This window comes from Paraglaciecola sp. L1A13 (assembly GCF_009796745.1).
Classification (GTDB): domain Bacteria; phylum Pseudomonadota; class Gammaproteobacteria; order Enterobacterales; family Alteromonadaceae; genus Paraglaciecola.
In genome coordinates, this window is the sequence record NZ_CP047024.1 from 349,003 (window position 1) to 366,512 (window position 17,510).

General features: G+C 44.2%; 18 protein-coding genes. 9 read left to right on the forward strand and 9 right to left on the reverse strand.

What is annotated here, in order from left to right; genetic code table 11:
- The first annotated feature begins 101 nt into the window (after positions 1-101).
- The 3 genes from GQR89_RS01405 (at position 102) to GQR89_RS01415 (ending at position 4,254) form a co-directional block, all read left to right on the forward strand.
- Positions 102-1,682, forward strand: coding sequence for a sodium:solute symporter (locus GQR89_RS01405; RefSeq protein WP_158768402.1), 1,581 nt, complete (start codon positions 102-104; stop codon positions 1,680-1,682).
- Between the two features lie 8 nt (positions 1,683-1,690).
- The gene (locus tag GQR89_RS01410) at positions 1,691-2,929 is read left to right on the forward strand and encodes a glycerate kinase (protein WP_158768403.1); all 1,239 of its coding nucleotides are present in this window, start codon (positions 1,691-1,693) and stop codon (positions 2,927-2,929) included.
- Positions 2,930-3,096: 167 nt separating this feature from the next.
- Positions 3,097-4,254 (forward strand): ROK family transcriptional regulator, encoded by a 1,158-nt coding sequence (locus tag GQR89_RS01415; RefSeq protein WP_158768404.1) that lies wholly within the window; start codon positions 3,097-3,099, stop codon positions 4,252-4,254.
- Between the two features lie 91 nt (positions 4,255-4,345).
- On the opposite strand, the gene GQR89_RS01420 is transcribed toward GQR89_RS01415, so the two are convergent.
- The 9 genes from GQR89_RS01420 to cyaY all read right to left on the reverse strand — a co-directional run bounded on the left by GQR89_RS01420 (position 4,346) and on the right by cyaY (position 11,880).
- Positions 4,346-5,395, reverse strand: a complete 1,050-nt coding sequence (locus tag GQR89_RS01420; RefSeq protein ID WP_158768405.1) for an MBL fold metallo-hydrolase — start codon at positions 5,393-5,395, stop codon at positions 4,346-4,348.
- A gap of 1 nt (position 5,396) precedes the next feature.
- A complete protein-coding gene (locus GQR89_RS01425; protein ID WP_158768406.1) occupies positions 5,397-6,578 on the reverse strand; it encodes a heme biosynthesis HemY N-terminal domain-containing protein in 1,182 nt (393 codons plus the stop codon).
- Entirely contained in the window at positions 6,575-7,897 is a 1,323-nt protein-coding gene (locus GQR89_RS01430; RefSeq protein ID WP_158768407.1) for a uroporphyrinogen-III C-methyltransferase, read from the reverse strand. The genes GQR89_RS01425 and GQR89_RS01430 overlap by 4 nt, the downstream gene beginning before the upstream one ends.
- Complete coding sequence (locus GQR89_RS01435; protein WP_158768408.1) at positions 7,898-8,620, reverse strand: uroporphyrinogen-III synthase; 723 nt, start codon at positions 8,618-8,620, stop codon at positions 7,898-7,900.
- Between the two features lie 3 nt (positions 8,621-8,623).
- Entirely contained in the window at positions 8,624-9,553 is a 930-nt protein-coding gene (gene hemC, locus GQR89_RS01440) for a hydroxymethylbilane synthase (protein WP_158768409.1), read from the reverse strand.
- Between the two features lie 161 nt (positions 9,554-9,714).
- Complete coding sequence (locus tag GQR89_RS01445) at positions 9,715-10,197, reverse strand: GNAT family N-acetyltransferase (protein WP_233269049.1); 483 nt, start codon at positions 10,195-10,197, stop codon at positions 9,715-9,717.
- 34 nt (positions 10,198-10,231) lie between these two features.
- A complete protein-coding gene (locus tag GQR89_RS01450; protein ID WP_158768410.1) occupies positions 10,232-10,693 on the reverse strand; it encodes a YHS domain-containing (seleno)protein in 462 nt (153 codons plus the stop codon).
- Between the two features lie 166 nt (positions 10,694-10,859).
- Positions 10,860-11,531, reverse strand: a complete 672-nt coding sequence (locus tag GQR89_RS01455) for an alpha/beta hydrolase (RefSeq protein ID WP_158768411.1) — start codon at positions 11,529-11,531, stop codon at positions 10,860-10,862.
- Positions 11,532-11,553: 22 nt separating this feature from the next.
- Positions 11,554-11,880, reverse strand: coding sequence for an iron donor protein CyaY (gene cyaY / locus GQR89_RS01460; protein ID WP_158768412.1), 327 nt, complete (start codon positions 11,878-11,880; stop codon positions 11,554-11,556).
- A gap of 120 nt (positions 11,881-12,000) precedes the next feature.
- Here cyaY and gmk point away from each other — a divergent pair, with 120 nt between their 5' ends.
- The 6 genes from gmk to GQR89_RS01490 all read left to right on the forward strand — a co-directional run bounded on the left by gmk (position 12,001) and on the right by GQR89_RS01490 (position 17,345).
- Positions 12,001-12,648 carry a guanylate kinase gene (gene gmk / locus GQR89_RS01465; RefSeq protein WP_158768413.1) on the forward strand — a complete coding sequence of 216 codons (648 nt, stop codon included), beginning with the start codon at positions 12,001-12,003 and terminating at the stop codon, positions 12,646-12,648.
- Between the two features lie 105 nt (positions 12,649-12,753).
- A complete protein-coding gene (gene rpoZ / locus GQR89_RS01470; RefSeq protein WP_158768414.1) occupies positions 12,754-13,026 on the forward strand; it encodes a DNA-directed RNA polymerase subunit omega in 273 nt (90 codons plus the stop codon).
- A 114-nt stretch (positions 13,027-13,140) separates the two neighbouring features.
- Positions 13,141-15,270, forward strand: a complete 2,130-nt coding sequence (gene spoT, locus GQR89_RS01475; protein ID WP_158768415.1) for a bifunctional GTP diphosphokinase/guanosine-3',5'-bis pyrophosphate 3'-pyrophosphohydrolase — start codon at positions 13,141-13,143, stop codon at positions 15,268-15,270.
- A 21-nt stretch (positions 15,271-15,291) separates the two neighbouring features.
- Positions 15,292-15,678, forward strand: a complete 387-nt coding sequence (locus GQR89_RS01480; RefSeq protein WP_158768416.1) for a RidA family protein — start codon at positions 15,292-15,294, stop codon at positions 15,676-15,678.
- A 162-nt stretch (positions 15,679-15,840) separates the two neighbouring features.
- A complete protein-coding gene (gene trmH / locus GQR89_RS01485; protein WP_158772095.1) occupies positions 15,841-16,590 on the forward strand; it encodes a tRNA (guanosine(18)-2'-O)-methyltransferase TrmH in 750 nt (249 codons plus the stop codon).
- A gap of 107 nt (positions 16,591-16,697) precedes the next feature.
- Positions 16,698-17,345, forward strand: a complete 648-nt coding sequence (locus tag GQR89_RS01490; RefSeq protein ID WP_158768417.1) for a peroxiredoxin-like family protein — start codon at positions 16,698-16,700, stop codon at positions 17,343-17,345.
- Positions 17,346-17,510: the final 165 nt, after the last annotated feature.

Below are 17,510 nucleotides of genomic sequence, written 5' to 3' on the forward strand. Positions count from 1 at the left end.
TACCCATTGGAAAAGATCCCAGTGGGTAACTATTCACCGTTCTTTTAATTTAGTAGCTTGAACGGTATGGTTTTAGCTCGTGCAGATATGTGAAGAGAATTATGAATACACTAGATTTTTTAATTGTTGCATTGTATTTGGTGGCGCTTTTAGTCATGGGATTTATGCTGCGTGAACAGACAAATAAAAGTGACTATTTTTTGGGTGGGAAAAGTCTAGGATGGAAGCCCTTGGCGTTGTCGGTCATGGCTACTCAGCTTTCTGCTATTAGTTTTATTTCTGCCCCCGCTTTTGTAGGGTTGCGTGAAGGTGGTGGCTTGCAGTGGCTTTCCTACGAATTAGGGGTGCCGTTAGCTATGCTGCTGGTGTTATCTACTATTTTACCTAAGTTATACCGCGCAGGGATCGTCAGTATTTATGATTACCTTGAAACCCGTTTTGGCCGTTCTACGCGGGTATTGATCAGTATTGTTTTTCAATTTAGTCGGGCGTTTGCGACCGGCATTATGATTTATGCGGTATCCCTTATTCTGCAAGGCACCATGGGTATCGAAGCATGGCAAGCTATCTTGTTAACCGGTGTGATAACCGTACTTTATTCACTGCAAGGCGGCATGAAGGCGGTCGTCTATGGCGATGCCATTCAGATGATTATCATTGTATTAGGTACAATCGCCTGTATTGGGTACGGTCTTTACTACCTAGGTGGCGTTGACACATTCCTAGCTAATGTAGATCCGAACCGCTTGCAAGCGATTAAGTTTGACTCATACGGCTTTAGCGGTGACGGCTTTGGCTTTTGGCCAATGATTTTTGGTGGCGTAGTATTGTATGCGTCATATTATGGTTGCGACCAAACTCAGGCGCAACGAGCACTATCTGCAAAAGATCCAAAAAACCTACGGTATATGATTTTAGCTAACGGAGTTATTCGTTTCCCCATTACTATTTTGTACTGCTTATCCGGTTTAATTGTAGGCACGCTAGCCATGTCAGAGCCAAGCTTTATGGCAAAAATCCCAGCAGATAATCCTGATTGGATGATGCCCATGTTCATCCTTGACTACTTACCTCATGGCTTAATTGGCTTATTGGTTGTGGCTATTTTGGCTGCTGCTATGTCGTCATTAAGCTCTGCAATCAACTCTCTGTCTGCGGTGACCATCGAAGACTACTGCCGCATTACCAACAAAGAAGTGAGCCAAGAAAGTTATTTGAAATTGGCAAAATATATGGGCCTGGGCTGGGGGGCTGTCACTCTAATATTGTCGCTGTATGCAGGCAATATTGCGCCAACCATTATTGAAGCTATCAATAAAGTCGGCTCATTGTTTTATGGACCAATCCTAGCGGTCTTCTTGCTTGCAGTGCTAACGAAAAGCACATCAAGCCTGCACGTCAATATTGGGTTAGTCAGCGGTGTTTTGTTTAACTTATTAATATCGTTTATCGCTCCCGAGATCTTCTGGTTTTGGTGGAACTTCATTGGTTTTGTTGTGACGGTTATGATGGCAGTGCTAATGAGTAAAATTAAGCCCTTCACTTATCAACCTAACGATGAGGAATTGGCCGCGGCGCCTGTCTCTTTGTCCATTCTTACCGTTAAGGATGTGGTGATATTGCTTAGCATGTTCGGTGCGATGATTGCTTTCTGTTTGTATATTCCAACGGCGTTTGTTTAAGGTTTTTTATGAAATATCAGGCTTTTTTACGTGATTTATTTGATATCGCTGTGGCTGCTTGTCAGCCTAGTGCTTGTATGGCCCAGCAGTTAAGTAAGCTAGATACCAGCAATGGCATATGTGTGGTCGGGGCGGGTAAAGCGGCTGCTGAAATGGCTGCTGAGGTACATAAAACCTTGGGTGATAAATGCTACGGCGCTGTCGTAACCCGCTACGGGTACGAAAGCGCAGGGGATACCGGCAAAATAGAGGTGCTGACGGCGAACCACCCTACGCCAGATGACAACAGTTTACTCGCCGGTACAAAACTACTGGAGTTGGTGAAAAATACGCCAGCAACGACACCTATTTTATTTTTAATTTCAGGTGGTGGCTCATCACTTATGTGCTTACCCGATGACGATGTGCCGTTTGCTGACAAGCAGCAGCTCAATCAGTTTCTACTCAGAAGCGGCGCCAGTATCGATGAAATTAATACCGTGCGTAAACAGTTGTCGAAGGTGAAAGGCGGCAGATTGGCTGAGGCCGCTAAATCAAGGCACGTGACCTTGATGATTTCTGATGTGGTGGGGGACAACGCCGCTGATATCGCCTCTGGACCAACCATTGCTGATCCCTCAACCAAGGCTCAGGCGTTGGCTATTTTGCAAAAGTACAATTGGTCTCCTGTGGGCAGTATTGCTAATTACTTGGCAAAGCCTGAAGCTGCGCCAAAGCACACTGCCCCAAGTGAATATCATATTGTGGCGAACGCACAGCATGCGATTGATGCCGCCATTAGCGTTGCCCAGCAGCAAGGGTGGCAAACCCAAGTATTAGGTTATGACATTCAAGGTGAAGCCAGAGATGTTGCTAAGATACACGCTAAACAAGCCTTGGCGTGCAAGGCCAACGGTCAGCGCATGATGTTGTTCTCAGGGGGCGAGCTAACGGTAACGGTGGGCAAAGAATACGGTGACGGTGGGCCTAATCAAGAATATTTAATGGCATTAGCCCTTGAGCTAGATGGCGCGAAAGGGATCTCTGCGCTGGCTTGTGATACCGATGGCGTGGATGGTAGCAAAGATGTCGCGGGAGCTTATATTGATGAAACCACATTGCCTCGAGCGTTATCAGCAGGTGTGAGCGCAAGCGAACTATTGGCTACTCACAATAGTCATAAGTTCTTTGGCGCTATAAATGACTTAGTTATCACTGGCCCAACGAATACTAATGTTAATGATTTCAGAGCAATTATTATTGAATAGCCTTTAGCTGACGACAAATAGCAGCTTGCTTCGGGCTGGTGGTTAAGCTTATATTCGCCAGCTTACTATTAGCCTTAAGCCAGCAAACGCCAGACTTAAGGTTTTGTTTCTTGTTCTATTTTCACGATTCAAATAGGCTATAGCGTTTTAAGGTAGATGTATTACAGATGTTTTCAATCGACAACAGTCAATATTTACGTTCAGGGTTTACGTTAGGGAAAGGCAATAAGCTTTTTCAAGATATTGAGCGTGATATTATCAAGATTGTTTTCTGGGAACGACGCGTTACCCAAAGTCAGCTCGTATCTGCTACCAAAATTCCCCAGCAAACGGTGTCTCGCTTATTAAAAGGCCTCACCCAGTCTAAGGTGCTGCGTCAAACCGAAGATATGATCCCTAATCCTAAAGGCAAACCGGGTTTTGCTATCGAGTTGAATCCAGACTATGCCTATACCTTTGGCGTGTCGATATTGCTCGATGCTGTCGGTGTAGCGGTAATGGACTTTGCTGGTAATGTTATTGCCACGAATATGTGTGAAATGGACGACATGAGTATTGCTCATGTACTTGAAGCGATTGACACTTTGATAACTGAGCTGTGTGAAACGGCTAAATTAGACGAAACTCGAGTGCTGGGTATTGGCGTGGGTATTTCCGGTTTCTTTAGTTCAATGGATGGCAAGATGAACACCCACCATATGTTAGAGGAGTGGGCGCAAGTCGATATAGTCGAAATAATATCTAGCCATTTCACACTTCCGACTTGGGTGGTAAATGATGGTACCGCTGGCGCAGCGGGTGAGGGTGTTGCTGGGGTCGGTCGCCAGTATAAGAACTTTGTATATTTATTTGTTTCATCGGCATTTGGTGGCGGGATCGTTACCAATTCTGAGGTATTACGGGGTACTTATGGTAATGCTGGTGAGTTGGGCGATATGTTACCCACTAAAATATACGCTCATCCAAATTTAGAACTGCTAAAACGTATCTTGAAGAAAAACGGTGTGAATTTCAGCTCTATTTATAATTTGAACGAGGAGTTTGATCCCAACTGGCCTGGCGTCGAAGAATGGATATTCAAAGTGCAGGATTCTTTCGACTTGGTTGCCACCTGTTGCTCTGCCTTACTTGATGCCGAGGCAATTATACTTGGGGGGCATATTCCTAAAGAATTAGCCGAGATGGTGATACCGCGGATTGACGTATACGCTCAATTCAGGCGCGGGGCTAAGCGTCCTATGCCAAAAATAGTGGTGTCAGGCGTCGAGAAGTTTCCGGTTGCCATTGGTGCGGCCACGATACCACTGCGAGAACTTTGCTTGTAAAGATTTACATGAATAACGGCTAATATAAAAAAACGCGTATTGATTCATTCAATACGCGTTTTTTTACATTTATCGTTAACCCAAAAGAAGATTAAAACAGCAGTTTTTGCCCTTGTTTAGGAATAATAATCGTTAGTCCTAGGTCATTGGCTTCATTGGCTTCATTGAGCTGTTGCTCGATTATCGCTCTTGGGTCGGTATCTTTAGCGAGGGTATATTTGATATGACTGATAACGACCTTTAAATCTTTAAGGGGGGCATTGCCGCCGATTTTTCGTCCTAAATTACCGAGCTCTTGCATCAGAAGTTCAGGGGTCAAATGACCGAATAGTAAGTTGTGGGGTCGCTCATTTTCAAATGAAGTCTCAATGATGATGCCACGTAGGGTTTTATGTTTAACCTGCTTGGCCAAATACGTCCAAATTTTTGCTAATTTGCCTTGTTGTTCGACTACATCAGCTCCGGTGTCACCAAAGTACACAAACATATCGTTGTTATGCTCAATCACAAATGCGCTGGATTCAACTGGATGGCTAAGGCTAAATGCACTGACACTAAGTTGCGTGTTAGCAATAGGCGTTGTTTTGCTCGGAAGTAAATCTACCATATGATATTTATTCAGTGTGGGCTCAATACCGCGGTCACTAAAATTGGCCCACGCTTTGCCATTAAAGTAGGTCTCGCCAATCATGTTATTAACGGAAGCCAATGCGTAGATATTTTTTGCGCTATCTTCAGGTGACGAAACCAACATGCCATTGACGTGGTCGAGATGGGCATGGCTGAGTAAATATGCTTTTACATGGCGTCGTAATATTGTTCCTGCCTTGCCCCATTTTTTATCATCCACTAAAGCTAAATCAGTGAATGCCCCACGCTTAATGCTTTGATTTATACCGTTAACCAAGGTACCAGCATCTAATGCTACATAGTTTGCTTCGCTTACGGCGCGCAGCAAGAAGGCACTTAAATTACCATCCTGTATACCGCCGCTATCACCCAGTACGATGACTTCAAATGCGGGGGCTATGGTTACTAATTCAGAGATTTGGTGAGTTTTAGGGCTTTGGGCAAAAACTTGAGTCGCCGTAAAAAGCGAAATGGTTAACAGCCATTTCGCTAATGATAAAGAAGTGTGCATATTAGTTTGCTTTTTTCAGTTCGTTTGGCTCAGCCAAGCTTTGTTTGTATAAGGCCAGGGCTTGCTGACTGTCTTGTTGGGACTCTTTGATTCTAGCCAACAGTAAAATATCTTGCTGACGACTGCCCAGCTTAATCGCTTTGCTTAACGCTTTCTCGGCTAGACTTAAATCATTAGCATTATAGGCGAGTGCACCCAAGGTCGATAGTAGTTCTATGTTCATATCGTCTTGCTTGATCCACTGCTCCAGCTGTTTTAAGGCCGTAGTAGGGTGAGACAATTTAAGCTCTCTATAAAGAGGTAGTAACATAGGATGGGGTTTGTTTCTATTATACTCACCCAATGCCGCTTCGGCATCAATATGCATTCCTTGATCGATTAACTGCTTAACATAGGCGGCTTGCAGGGCTGGATCTCGGCGGGTTGATTTAGGCAATGAATGCCAATTCTCTTTTAACTGATTTGCGCCTTCTTTGCTGGCAATTTCAGCGAAATTACCTTGAGAAGCGAGTTGCATATAATGTTCGTATTGTTCCCCTAAGGCTTTTTTCCAAGAGGGCAGGCGGTCTTTTAACTCATGCCATTTTCCCGCTTGAACCAAAGCTTGTGCGTGCAGGATTAATACTGACTTCTGGCGCTTTTGCTTGTCTTCAAGCTCCCCTAATATTTCTAGGGCTTTACCAGGTTGTTGGTTTTGTAAATGGTCGCGCACTAAGCATAACTTGGCGGCAAACGCCGACTTAGGGTAAGACGTCGCCAAGCGCCAGTTTTCACGCGCTCCTGTGGGATTTTGTAGCTGTAATTCAGCCTCAGCTGCGGCCAATAAATTTAAACCGTCGAAGTCTTCTTGCTCAATGCTGGCAAGTTGCTTACGTGCTTCAAGATAGTTTTGCTCGGCGAGGGCAATTAAGCCTCCTGTGAAGGCGCGTTTCTTCTTACGTGAGCCCCAGTTACCTAACCAGTTTTTTGAGCCTGAGATGATCATAATTAATTTTTTGATCACCCACGAGAACAACAATAAACCGACAATCAGTAAGATGGTCATGATTGCCATGGAAAACACGTTCATTTCCATTACATAACCAGCGAAATCAATAAATACGTAGCCCTTATCATCGAATATTAATGAGCCAATAAGCACTGCAATAAGTAAGGCCACAAAGACCATTAGTATTCTTATCATGGTTGGCTAACTCCATTAACGAACACATTGTCGATACGTTGCTGAATGACATCTTGAAGTGCCGGCGCTGAATTGAATTGGCTTGGATAAACACGTTCAATATCAGTCTCTGTCAGTTCATTTAAGCGCTGGGAGAACTGTTTAACAGACATGTCATCCGCCGCAAAATTTTCTGTCAGTGCACGTTGTGCGTTTTTAAGCGATTGCTGGAACAGCTCAATATTTTCTTTTAAAACGGCACTTTGAGCTTGCAACAACGACAGCTTAAGTTGCTCTTTGGCTAACCATTGTTGTTGCTCGGACATATAAGGTTGCACGTCAGCTTCTTTCTTTTTAAAGCTAAAGAAATCTTCGGTGAATGCACGCCAGTTTCGCGCTAAGTTACTGCGCCAGTCGTCAACTGAAGCAGAGACGTTATCAGGGTTAGCAGCGATATCAGGGCGTTCAAATGTATTCAGGGTTAGCTCGTCTACTTGAGGCAGTAAAGCACTCACCTCAAGGGCGATAGACGATAAAGATACCGGATTGACTTGAGCCAATGCTTGAATGTCGTTGGCTAAACGCTCACGCACTGGCAACAAGCTTGGGTCGTCTAAATCTTGTAAGCGACTGTCAGCCGATTGCAGCATCGCGATGGCGGTTTTAACATCATGCTCTAACCATAACTTTCGGCCAGCCATACGCACTAAAAAGTCAGCTTCGGCCAGTAACCAGTCTGCTGGGCGTCGTCCGGCTATTGTGCTCAACATTTGCTTGTTGGCTTGAGATAGCGCTTTCGCCGCCTGAGCGTCGCTTAAGGCGCTTTCTAATTCTTGGCCTAAAGTACGTAATTGAGTTTCTAAAGTGCGATTTTGTTGTCGAACTTCATCGGTAATCGTTAGATTTTGCTGAGCTTGGCGATTAAGCATATCTTGCTGTTCACTTTGACTCGTTTCTTGATTGAGCTTTTGCTCATCCCATTGGGTCCACCCCCAATAAGCCGCAGCTACAATTAATAGTAAAATCAACAGGTTGATAATGGTCACAAACCACAGAAAGCCTGTTTTTGCAGGTTTGCTGTTATTTTCATTTTTAGCTTTGGGCGCGGAATTCACGCTAGCATTATCGCTTGAACTGGAAGTTTTTTTCACGTTGTTGTCGCTTTTCAAAGGAGCTGCAGGATTCTTTTTATCTGTATCGGGTTTTGATTCGATTTTAGGCGGCGCAGGCGTGATGACTGCACTTGAGTCTATCGTCTTCGGCTTGTCTTGCGCCTTGTTTGACGTCTCGTTCTTTGGCTTATTGCCTGAGGTATTGTTTGTATCTGATTGGTCTGCCATTTAATGCTCCAAAAATTCCTTGGCACGGCGAATAAGTGCCTGGTCGCTAGCGTCATCGCTTACAAATATTGTGTTTATACCGAGTTTAGCTGCAATTTGTTCAGTTCGGGGGCTCACTACAATCCAAGGTAAGGACTGTAACCACTTGGGTTCAAACTGTTCAAACGCGCTTTCAATCATTTCACCACTGGTAGCAATGATGCATCTAATCTGCTCAGCTTGCCACTGTTGTGTTGCTTTAGGAGTGGCAATTTTTATCCGCCGATAAATATCAGCCAAATAAACATTAGCGTCTCGCTGAGTCAGTTGTTGGGCTAAATCTTGGCGACCGCCTTCGCCCTTGATGATCACCACGTTGCGCCCGCTCAGTTGGACTAATTGTTTCAACGACAATAAACCTTCAGTGGTTGGACTTTGCGGCACCACCACTTCATACCCTTGGGCCCTTAAATTATTAGCGGTGCTGGCGCCTACAGCAAAAATATTGATGTTAGCTGGTATGCGTATATTACGAAGGTTAAGTAAATCGCCTGCTACTGTGCTGGTAACGATAATACAGTCGTTTTGCTTAAGTGCAGCAAGAGCTGCGGGCAGTTGTTCAAGGGCATGCTCACAAACTTGGGTGTCAATCAGGCCAATACCAATCGCAGGCAAGCCCGCTTCAGCGAAGCTCGCCGCGCTATTGACGCATTTTTGCTCGGGGCGAAAAATTAACACTGACATCAATTAGTCTTTATACAAAGCCTGAAGAATTTCACCGGCACCTTGGGTGAGTAACTGTTCAGCTACATCCACTCCGATGCTTATGGCGTCGTCTTTATGGCCACGTTTTTCTGCATGTAATAAGACCGCGCCATCGGGTGAGCCCACTAAGCCTCTTAGATAAAGTTCATCCCCTGTTAGCTCTGCGTAACTGCCGATTGGAACTTGGCAACCTCCATTTAATTTTGCGTTCATGGCGCGCTCTGCTGTTACGCGATATTCAGTTGCTTGGTGATTTAATGGCTTAAGTAATTCAATTAACCCAGCGTCGTCATTACGACACTCAATACCCACGGCCCCTTGGCCAACAGCGGGTAAGGATACGGTTGGTTGAATATAAGTCTTAATGCGCCCATGCATATTTAAACGAATTAACCCTGCGGCAGCCAGAATAATAGCGTCGTACTGACCATCGTCTAACTTAGCTAAACGCGTATTCACGTTACCACGTAAGTCGCGAATGGTTAGGTCTGGTCGCGCGCTGCGAATTTGACACTGACGACGTAAACTCGACGTGCCAACAATCGCCCCTTGAGGTAATTCCTCGATGTTCGAATAGGTATTTGATACAAATGCGTCGTAAGGGTTTTCACGCTCACATATGCAGTGCAAGCCGAAGCCGTCAGGGAAATCTACCGGTACGTCTTTTAAAGAGTGCACCGCAATATCGGCACGGCCCTCGTTCATGGCCACTTCCAACTCTTTGATGAATAAACCTTTGCCGCCAATTTTAGCCAGTGGCGTGTCTAATATACGATCACCCTGGGTCGACATAGGCACTAGCTCCACACTGATATGTGGGTGTGCTGCAAGAAGTTTGGCTTGCACATATTCTGCTTGCCACATGGCTAAAGCACTTTTGCGTGTGGCGATTCGAATGACGCGTTCTGACATGAAAATTTCACTATTAACTAACGAGTTTATAAGGGGATATTATCAGAATTTGCCAAGGTTTTGAGTAGACAAAGGCCTAGTTTTAGTGAAAAAAGCGTAATACGAGTAATAAGGTAGATAAATACACACGCAGATTGCTCTGCTAAAACCTAGAGCGCAAATTAAAAGGCGAGTTCGTAAACGGGTAATTCGCGCCCTGGGATACTGCCTGACGGCTGACTTCCTATTCGCGTTGCGCCGTTTTTGGCATAAAACTCTGCGGCATGTGGGTCACTATAAATAACTATTGAGGTGAATCGTTTTGCTTTTGCAAATTTTAAGGCGTGGTGTAATAACATGCTTCCCACGCCTAAACCTATTTTGGTGGGGCAAACGAACAAGGCAAGCAATTCAAATTGCTTGGCAGATAAACGCTCAAGCGCATAAAACCCTATCGGTGATTGAATATCAGAAGTACCTGGCGACCAAGCCCCAACAAAATGAAAATCCTCGTGGTTTATTTGTTCAGGTGAATAGCTAAGTTCAGCTCGGCATAGCTGCATAAATGCGGCTGAATAACCCCAATGTGCTTTAGCGCGCATTGCCAGTGCAGAAATATCTGCACTGTGCTGGCTGATTAATGGTGCTATTTTAATATCAGCCAATTTATACGCTTCACGGTTAATTAAGCTCAGTTGCTTAATAAGGATATTGAGCGTCAGCCTGCTGAATATACTGAGCCTTGTTGGCTAACCACTTCTGTTGCACGCTGGCACTGTAGTTTAAGTATAACTTGCCGTTATCTATCACAAATGCGTCTTCATCTATACCAACAAAATCACCAGTGGCCATTGCATAAGCGCAGTATCCACCGTATTGAGGGGCGTATTTTTCTGGATCCGCTTTAAATAAATCAAGGTGAGTCTGTGAGCTGAAAAACCAATCAGCACCGCGCCAAGTGGTAGTAAATGTTTTGCTGCCTTTTACTGCTTTATCTTGGGTGAAGTAGGCGACTGTATCGTAGCCGTATATGGCCTTGTTATTAAATAAGCCTGTTTCGATAGGGTCTTGTGCTAAGGCTGTTTGGCTAAAACTAAGAATAACAAATAAAAGTGCAGTTTTTGCGACGTGTGATAAATGAGCTAGTGCATTAATCGACATAATATTTCCTGTATTGATTGACATTACCAGTGCGGTAATAAGGGTTCTACTTAATAAAACCGCTAATACAGGAAATTAATTTCATCACATTTTTGTCCCAAAGCACGAAAGTGCTTTGGGATCATGGCAAACATTAATTTAAATAGATTTGGTTATTTAAAAAGTGCTAACTAAAACGGGCTTGCAACCAGGCCGAGATATGATTGATCTCTTCTAAACATACGCTGTGTTGCATAGGGTAATCTTGCCAAGTAACCGCATAACCGTTGTCTTGTAATACTTTAAAAGCGGCGTTACCCATAAACACAGGTACCACATTATCTTGTTGACCATGAGCCATTAAGATAGGCGTACTCTTATTTACGTCACTCGCTTCACTGGCCAATGTCTCTGGATCACACATATAAGTAGATAACGCCATAATGCCGGCTAGCTTTTTGTTAATACGGGTACCCAAATGCAATGCAATAACCCCACCTTGGGAAAAACCAGCTAGCACGATGCGTTCGGCTGGAGTGCCGTTGGCGATTTCAGCATCAATTAATTGCGCTACTTGTTTTGCTGATTCTTCAACACCGGTGCGATCTGCCCGATGATTGAAATCCATGCTGGTAATGTCGTACCACGCGCGCATTTCCATGTTGTTATTCACGGTAATGGGGCGAATCGGAGCATGGGGGAAAACAAAGCGAATGGGTAATGAATCAGGCATTTTTAACTCGGGAACGATGGGCGCAAAACCATTACCTGAATCACCTAATCCGTGCAGCCAAATAACAACCGCGGTATGTGGTTGACTAGGGTTTACTTCAACAAATGATAAATTACTGTCACTCATAGTGTGATAACTCTCTTAATATTTATGCTTTTGGACGGGGGAACGAGACCGGTTCGCCAGCCTGCTTGCTGGCGGCATCGTTCATAAATTGCCAGAACTCAACGCCTGTGCGTTCGTCAATCCACAAGCCGTCCTGATAATTAAAGTGATGACCATTAAACTTTGTCGCTACCCATAACTGATGTAAAGGGGGTTGCTTGTTAATGATGATTTTAGTGCCGTTAATGAAAATAAGGGTAAGAATGCTGCTAGCTGATTCATAGTCGATATCGGTTTCTATGTCATCGAGCATTTCTTCTAGGTTTATCAACAGGTCATCGACCATTTGATGGTATTGGCTGTCATTCATTGTAACTTCACCTTGTGTGGATCGTTTTTGTGCATTAGCACCATTGCATAAAGGAATATGCTAACATTGCATAGATGTCTCAACACTCACTTTATCTACTTACTTGACTGAAAATCTTCTATGCCACAATCACTCGGAAATTTATTTATACTTGCAGCGCCTTCAGGGGCGGGTAAATCTAGCCTAATCAAAGCGTTACTGCAAAATCATCATTCTACTGAAATTCACAATAATGAAATGCAAGTATCGGTTTCGCATACCACACGGGCCCCGCGGCCTGGGGAAGTGGACGGAGAGCATTATCATTTTGTTAGCCGAGAAGTATTTCAGGAACTCATCAGTAAAGATGAATTTTTTGAATGGGCAGAGGTGTTTGGTAATTACTATGGCACGTCTAAAGTGGTTATTGAGCAAACTTTGCGTCAAGGAATCGATGTGTTTTTAGACATTGATTGGCAGGGCGCACGGCAAGTTAAAGCGCAAATTCCGGATACGGCGACTATTTTTGTCGCACCGCCTTCTCGTGAAGAATTAATGCGCCGCTTGACCGAGCGGGGCCAAGACACGCCAGAGGTTATCCAAGACCGCATGAATAAAGCGGTATCTGAAATATCGCATTATCATGAGTTTGATTTTATCGTGGTAAATGACGATTTTAAGGCCGCCCTAGCGGAACTTGACGCTATTGTATCAAGTCGTCGTTTGCGTAAAGAAAAACAAGTGATGCGCCATCAAAGCCTGTTTGAAAACTTATTAGCCAATGATTAGCACAAATATTCAGCGTTAAGATCATTAAAGATCTTTTCTAATTTGAGGTTTGCAAGTACACTATGCGACCTTTTTTGAAAACATAGCTACCCGACGGAGATCAAAATGGCTCGCGTAACAGTTGAAGATGCCGTAAATAAAATTGGCAATCGGTTTGATTTGGTTTTAGTCGCAGCACGTCGTGCCCGACAACTTGCCATTGAAGGTAAGGTTGCACATGTAACGGTAGGTAACGATAAGCCTACAGTTGTAGCACTACGTGAAATCGAAGAAGGTTTTGTAAATGCTTCGACTCTTGATGCTGAAAACTTGCGTGATCAACATGCACAGGATCAAGCTCAGTTTGAGTCTGCTGCAAACATCCTTCAAGACCAGTAAATCAAGAAAAAAGCCTGATTCCAGCGGCAGTGCATCAAACAGATGTTTTAGCCGTTGGCTTAGCGCCTATTTCACCGTATCCTTAAACTTTCCACCGTTTGAGATAAACAACACTTGTATCTTTTTGAGGGTTTAAAACAAAAGCTTGAGGCCTACCTCCCCCCGGACAAGGTAGCGGAAACTCAGCGTGCGTTTGTTGTAGCCCGAGACGCCCATGATGGACAAATGCGTTCCAGTGGCGATCCCTATATAACTCATCCTGTTGCGGTTGCCGGTATTCTAGCCGATATGCGTCTTGACCATGAAACGATCATGGCGGCATTGCTACACGATGTGATTGAAGATACCCACCATAGTAAAGATGATCTCAGTGCGCAATTTGGTGAAGCGGTAGGTGAGCTAGTCGAGGGTGTTAGCAAACTCGAAAAAATTCATTTTAGTAACAAGCAAGAAGCCCAAGTCGAAAATTTTCGCAAGATGTTGATGGCGATGGTGCAAGATATTCGGGTGATTTTGATCAAACTTGCCGATCGGACCCACAACATGCGTACCTTAGGTTCACTGCGACCTGATAAAAGACGCCGCATTGCCCGTGAAACTCTGGAAATTTATTCTCCTATTGCCCATCGTTTGGGTATTCACGATATTAAAAATGAGCTGGAAGATTTAGGTTTTCAAGCCATGTACCCTATGCGTCACCGTGCGCTCAAAGCTGCTGTAAAGCAGGCGCGGGGCAATCGTAAAGAAATTATTGAAAATATCCGCAAAGAAGTAGAAAGCCGATTAGCGGCTTTTGGCATTGACGCCCAAACCATTGGCCGTGAAAAACATCTTTATTCCATTTATCGCAAGATGAAAAATAAAGAATTGATGTTTAACGAAGTCATGGACATCTACGCGTTTCGCGTGGTGGTCGACAGTGTGGATAATTGTTATCGCGCTCTCGGGGCGATGCATGGTTTATATAAACCAATCGAAGGGCGCTTTAAAGATTATGTGGCTATTCCTCGTACTAACGGTTATCAGTCGTTGCATACGTCTTTAATTGGTCCTCATGGTATTCCCGTCGAGATACAAATACGTACCGGCGAAATGGATAAGATGGCTGATATTGGCGTCGCCGCGCATTGGATGTACAAAGACGACGAAGAATCTAGCGACACCACTGCACAAGTGCGTGCCCGCAAGTGGATGCAATCATTAATTGAGTTACAACAAAGTGCCAGTTCATCATTTGAATTTATTGAAAATGTAAAAACGGATCTCTTCCCAGATGAGATTTACGGATTTACGCCCGATGGACGCATTGTCGAGTTACCACTTGGCGCAACAGCAGTCGATTTCGCATATGCGGTGCATACCGGAGTGGGGAATACCTGTGTGGGCGTGAAAGTTGAACGGCGTACTTTTTCGCTTAGTAAGCCATTAGAAAACGGTCAAACCGTTGAAATTATTACTTCACCCAGAGCTAAGCCTAACGCAAGTTGGTTAAACTTTGTGGTCAGTGCTCGTGCGCGTTCACATATTCGTCATTACCTTAAGAACCAGCGTTCAGAAGAAGCTTTCAGCATGGGAAATCGTTTATTGCGCCATGCATTGGGCAAAATTAAGTTAGATGAAATCCCGCAAGCTGATATCGCACGTGTTTTGGAAGAAACTAAGCATTCTGATTTTGAATCCCTAGTAGCAGACATTGGTTTAGGTAACGAACTCAGTGCCATTGTCGCGCGACGCTTGTTAGGTGAAGCGGCTGAAATACCAGAAAGCGGACGTAAAGTGGCCATTCGAGGCACGGAAGGTCTGTTAGTATCTTATTCTCGCTGTTGTCATCCTATTCCAGGGGATGAAATTGTTGCTGTGCTTAGTCCCGGTCGCGGCATGATGATTCACCAGGCTGGATGTAGCAATATTCGCAAGCTAAGCAAAGAAGAGCCCCAACGTGTATTAGTCATGAAATGGGATGTAGAGCCTTTTGGCGAGTTCAAGGCTGCTCTGAGAATCGAGTTAATTAACCACCAAGGGACGCTGGCCCATTTAACCAATAATGTGGCGTCATGTGGCTCTAATATTGTCGGTTTACAAACCGAAGAAAAAGAAAGCGGTATCTATTATATTGATATAGAACTGACCATCAAAGATCGTATTCAGCTAGCGGATGTGATGCGTAAAATTCGCATTATGCCCGAAGTACAGCGGGTATCCCGACATAGTCAATCTAAGCAGAATAAATCTCCTAACGTATAAACTTTAAAAGGTAAGCATATTATGTCTAAGTCCGTTATTCATACTGACAAGGCTCCACAAGCTATTGGTACATACAGCCAAGCGGTTAAATCTGGCACGACTGTCTACTTATCAGGGCAAATTCCACTTGTAGCTGAAACCATGGAAATGGTCTCTGACGATTTCGCAGCACAAGCCGAACAAGTTTTTAAAAACGTACAAGCTGTATGTGAAGCTGCTGGTGGAACAACTAACGATTTAGCGAAAGTTAATATTTTCTTAACGGATTTATCTAACTTTGCCACCGTTAATGAAATTATGAGCAAGTACTTCAAGCAGCCTTACCCAGCGCGTGCAGCGATTGGTGTAAAAGAATTACCTCGAGGCGCTCAAATTGAAATTGACGGTGTGATGGAGTTACCTGAGTAACACCCCGTTTATTTCTGATTTAACGCTATAATATTGGCGGCGCCTTTGCGCTGTGTTGCGCACGCGTATAGCCCTATACCGTGCGCTGATTAAAAGATGCGGACTTTTGCTCTAGATGCATCATAAGAATAAGAACATAAGACTATGACTGCTTTAGCTTCCATGACTGCAGAGCGTTATCAGCGCATCCGTAAATTACTTGCTACTCGCCAGCCCTCCCTAACGATATGTTTAGAACAAGTGCATAAACCACACAATGTGTCGGCGCTTATTCGCAGTTGCGACGCCGTGGGCATTAATCGAATTCATGCCGTATGGGATAGCAACGCAAGATTGCGTAAAAAAACCTCGATGGGTGCTGAAAACTGGGTTTACACAGATATGCATGCCAATATAAGTGACGCAGTGCGTCATTTAAAACAGCAAGATATGCAAATTTTGGTCACGCATTTATCTGATGATTCCGTAGACTTTCGTGAGATAGATTATACCAAACCCACTGCCATTATTTTGGGGCAGGAAAAGAGCGGCGCCACCGAGGAAGCGATTACGTTAGCAGACAAAAACATCGTGATACCCATGGTCGGAATGGTGCAGTCATTAAATGTATCGGTTGCTGCAGCTGTCGTATTATACGAAGCTCAGCGCCAGCGCGAACTTGCAGGCATGTATAACACTATTAATTTAAGTGAAGAAGAGTGTCAGCGAGTGTTGTTTGAAGGTGGCTTTCCAGTATTGTCTAGAGTCTGTAAAAACAAATCTATCGGCTACCCTCATATAGATGAAAACGGCAATATAGTAGCGGATGCTAGCTGGTGGCAAAAAATGCAAATGACTGCCAAAGGTATGCGCAAATTAGAACAAGAAACACTGCGCGATAACGAGCGTATTTATACAAATAAGCGTCCTTAGGCTGCTTGATTAACTGCAATGAATGCGGCAGTGCTTTTTGGACTGTTTTCGCACAGCCAAAGCAATGCTATCTTGTGTTGCAATTGATCACTGATTAAGGAAATCAAATGCTTTACCACCTAAAAATCAGACTTGGCGGTTTATTGTTGTTGCTTGCTGCGCTTGTTTCAATGCCTAGCTTTGCTCTGGATCGCACGTTAATAGCCAATGATGCCAACAATGTGATGCCCCTATTAGTTGGCCACAGTGCACCGAATACCACATTACAAACTGCAGACGGTGCGCCCGTCAGTTTAAAAGCCTTGACCATGCAAAAGCCCACCGTGTTGATATTTTATCGTGGGGGATGGTGCCCTTATTGCAACCGCCAGCTCGCAGGATTGAAAGACATAGAAAGCTCTCTTGATGAACTTGGCTATCAAATTTTAGCCATCTCTCCAGAAACGCCAGCCCAATTACAAGCGCAAAAATTGCAAAGCAAGTTTACTGTGCAATTATTGTCTGACAGCAAACTCAACACCATTCGAGGGTTTGGTATTGGGTATTATGTAGCAGATGAAACTACGGCTAAGTACAAAACAAAAAAGGGCGTCGAGCTAAACGCGTCGGATAGTAGCGGGCATGCCGTTTTGCCTGCGCCCGCGGTGTTTATATTAGACGAGCAAGGCATAATCAAATTTAGTTATGTGAACCCTAATTATAAACAGCGCTTAGCTCCTGAGTTGTTGTATCAAGCCGCTAAGTATTCTTTATAACCTTGTTTGCTTGTATTTCTAGCAAGGATCTAACAAATCGGTGTTAAGTTCTTGCTCCACTTGAGTAAATCGTGAAGTATAATGCACCCGCGCGGCGTTATTCAGACAGAAGGTAGGCGGCTATTTCTTTTTCACAGCATTATTCTAATGAGCATACGATCGCTT

Excerpts from the sequence above, each read along its gene's own strand:
- GQR89_RS01405 (WP_158768402.1), top strand. The coding sequence starts at position 102 with ATGAATACACTAGATTTTTTAATTGTTGCATTGTATTTGGTGGCGCTT.
- GQR89_RS01410 (WP_158768403.1), top strand. The coding sequence starts at position 1,691 with ATGAAATATCAGGCTTTTTTACGTGATTTATTTGATATCGCTGTGGCT.
- GQR89_RS01415 (WP_158768404.1), top strand. The coding sequence starts at position 3,097 with ATGTTTTCAATCGACAACAGTCAATATTTACGTTCAGGGTTTACGTTA.
- GQR89_RS01420 (WP_158768405.1), bottom strand. The coding sequence starts at position 5,395 with ATGCACACTTCTTTATCATTAGCGAAATGGCTGTTAACCATTTCGCTT.
- GQR89_RS01425 (WP_158768406.1), bottom strand. The coding sequence starts at position 6,578 with ATGATAAGAATACTAATGGTCTTTGTGGCCTTACTTATTGCAGTGCTT.
- GQR89_RS01430 (WP_158768407.1), bottom strand. The coding sequence starts at position 7,897 with ATGGCAGACCAATCAGATACAAACAATACCTCAGGCAATAAGCCAAAG.
- GQR89_RS01435 (WP_158768408.1), bottom strand. The coding sequence starts at position 8,620 with ATGTCAGTGTTAATTTTTCGCCCCGAGCAAAAATGCGTCAATAGCGCG.
- hemC (WP_158768409.1), bottom strand. The coding sequence starts at position 9,553 with ATGTCAGAACGCGTCATTCGAATCGCCACACGCAAAAGTGCTTTAGCC.
- GQR89_RS01450 (WP_158768410.1), bottom strand. The coding sequence starts at position 10,693 with ATGTCGATTAATGCACTAGCTCATTTATCACACGTCGCAAAAACTGCA.
- GQR89_RS01455 (WP_158768411.1), bottom strand. The coding sequence starts at position 11,531 with ATGAGTGACAGTAATTTATCATTTGTTGAAGTAAACCCTAGTCAACCA.
- cyaY (WP_158768412.1), bottom strand. The coding sequence starts at position 11,880 with ATGAATGACAGCCAATACCATCAAATGGTCGATGACCTGTTGATAAAC.
- gmk (WP_158768413.1), top strand. The coding sequence starts at position 12,001 with ATGCCACAATCACTCGGAAATTTATTTATACTTGCAGCGCCTTCAGGG.
- rpoZ (WP_158768414.1), top strand. The coding sequence starts at position 12,754 with ATGGCTCGCGTAACAGTTGAAGATGCCGTAAATAAAATTGGCAATCGG.
- GQR89_RS01480 (WP_158768416.1), top strand. The coding sequence starts at position 15,292 with ATGTCTAAGTCCGTTATTCATACTGACAAGGCTCCACAAGCTATTGGT.
- trmH (WP_158772095.1), top strand. The coding sequence starts at position 15,841 with ATGACTGCAGAGCGTTATCAGCGCATCCGTAAATTACTTGCTACTCGC.
- GQR89_RS01490 (WP_158768417.1), top strand. The coding sequence starts at position 16,698 with ATGCTTTACCACCTAAAAATCAGACTTGGCGGTTTATTGTTGTTGCTT.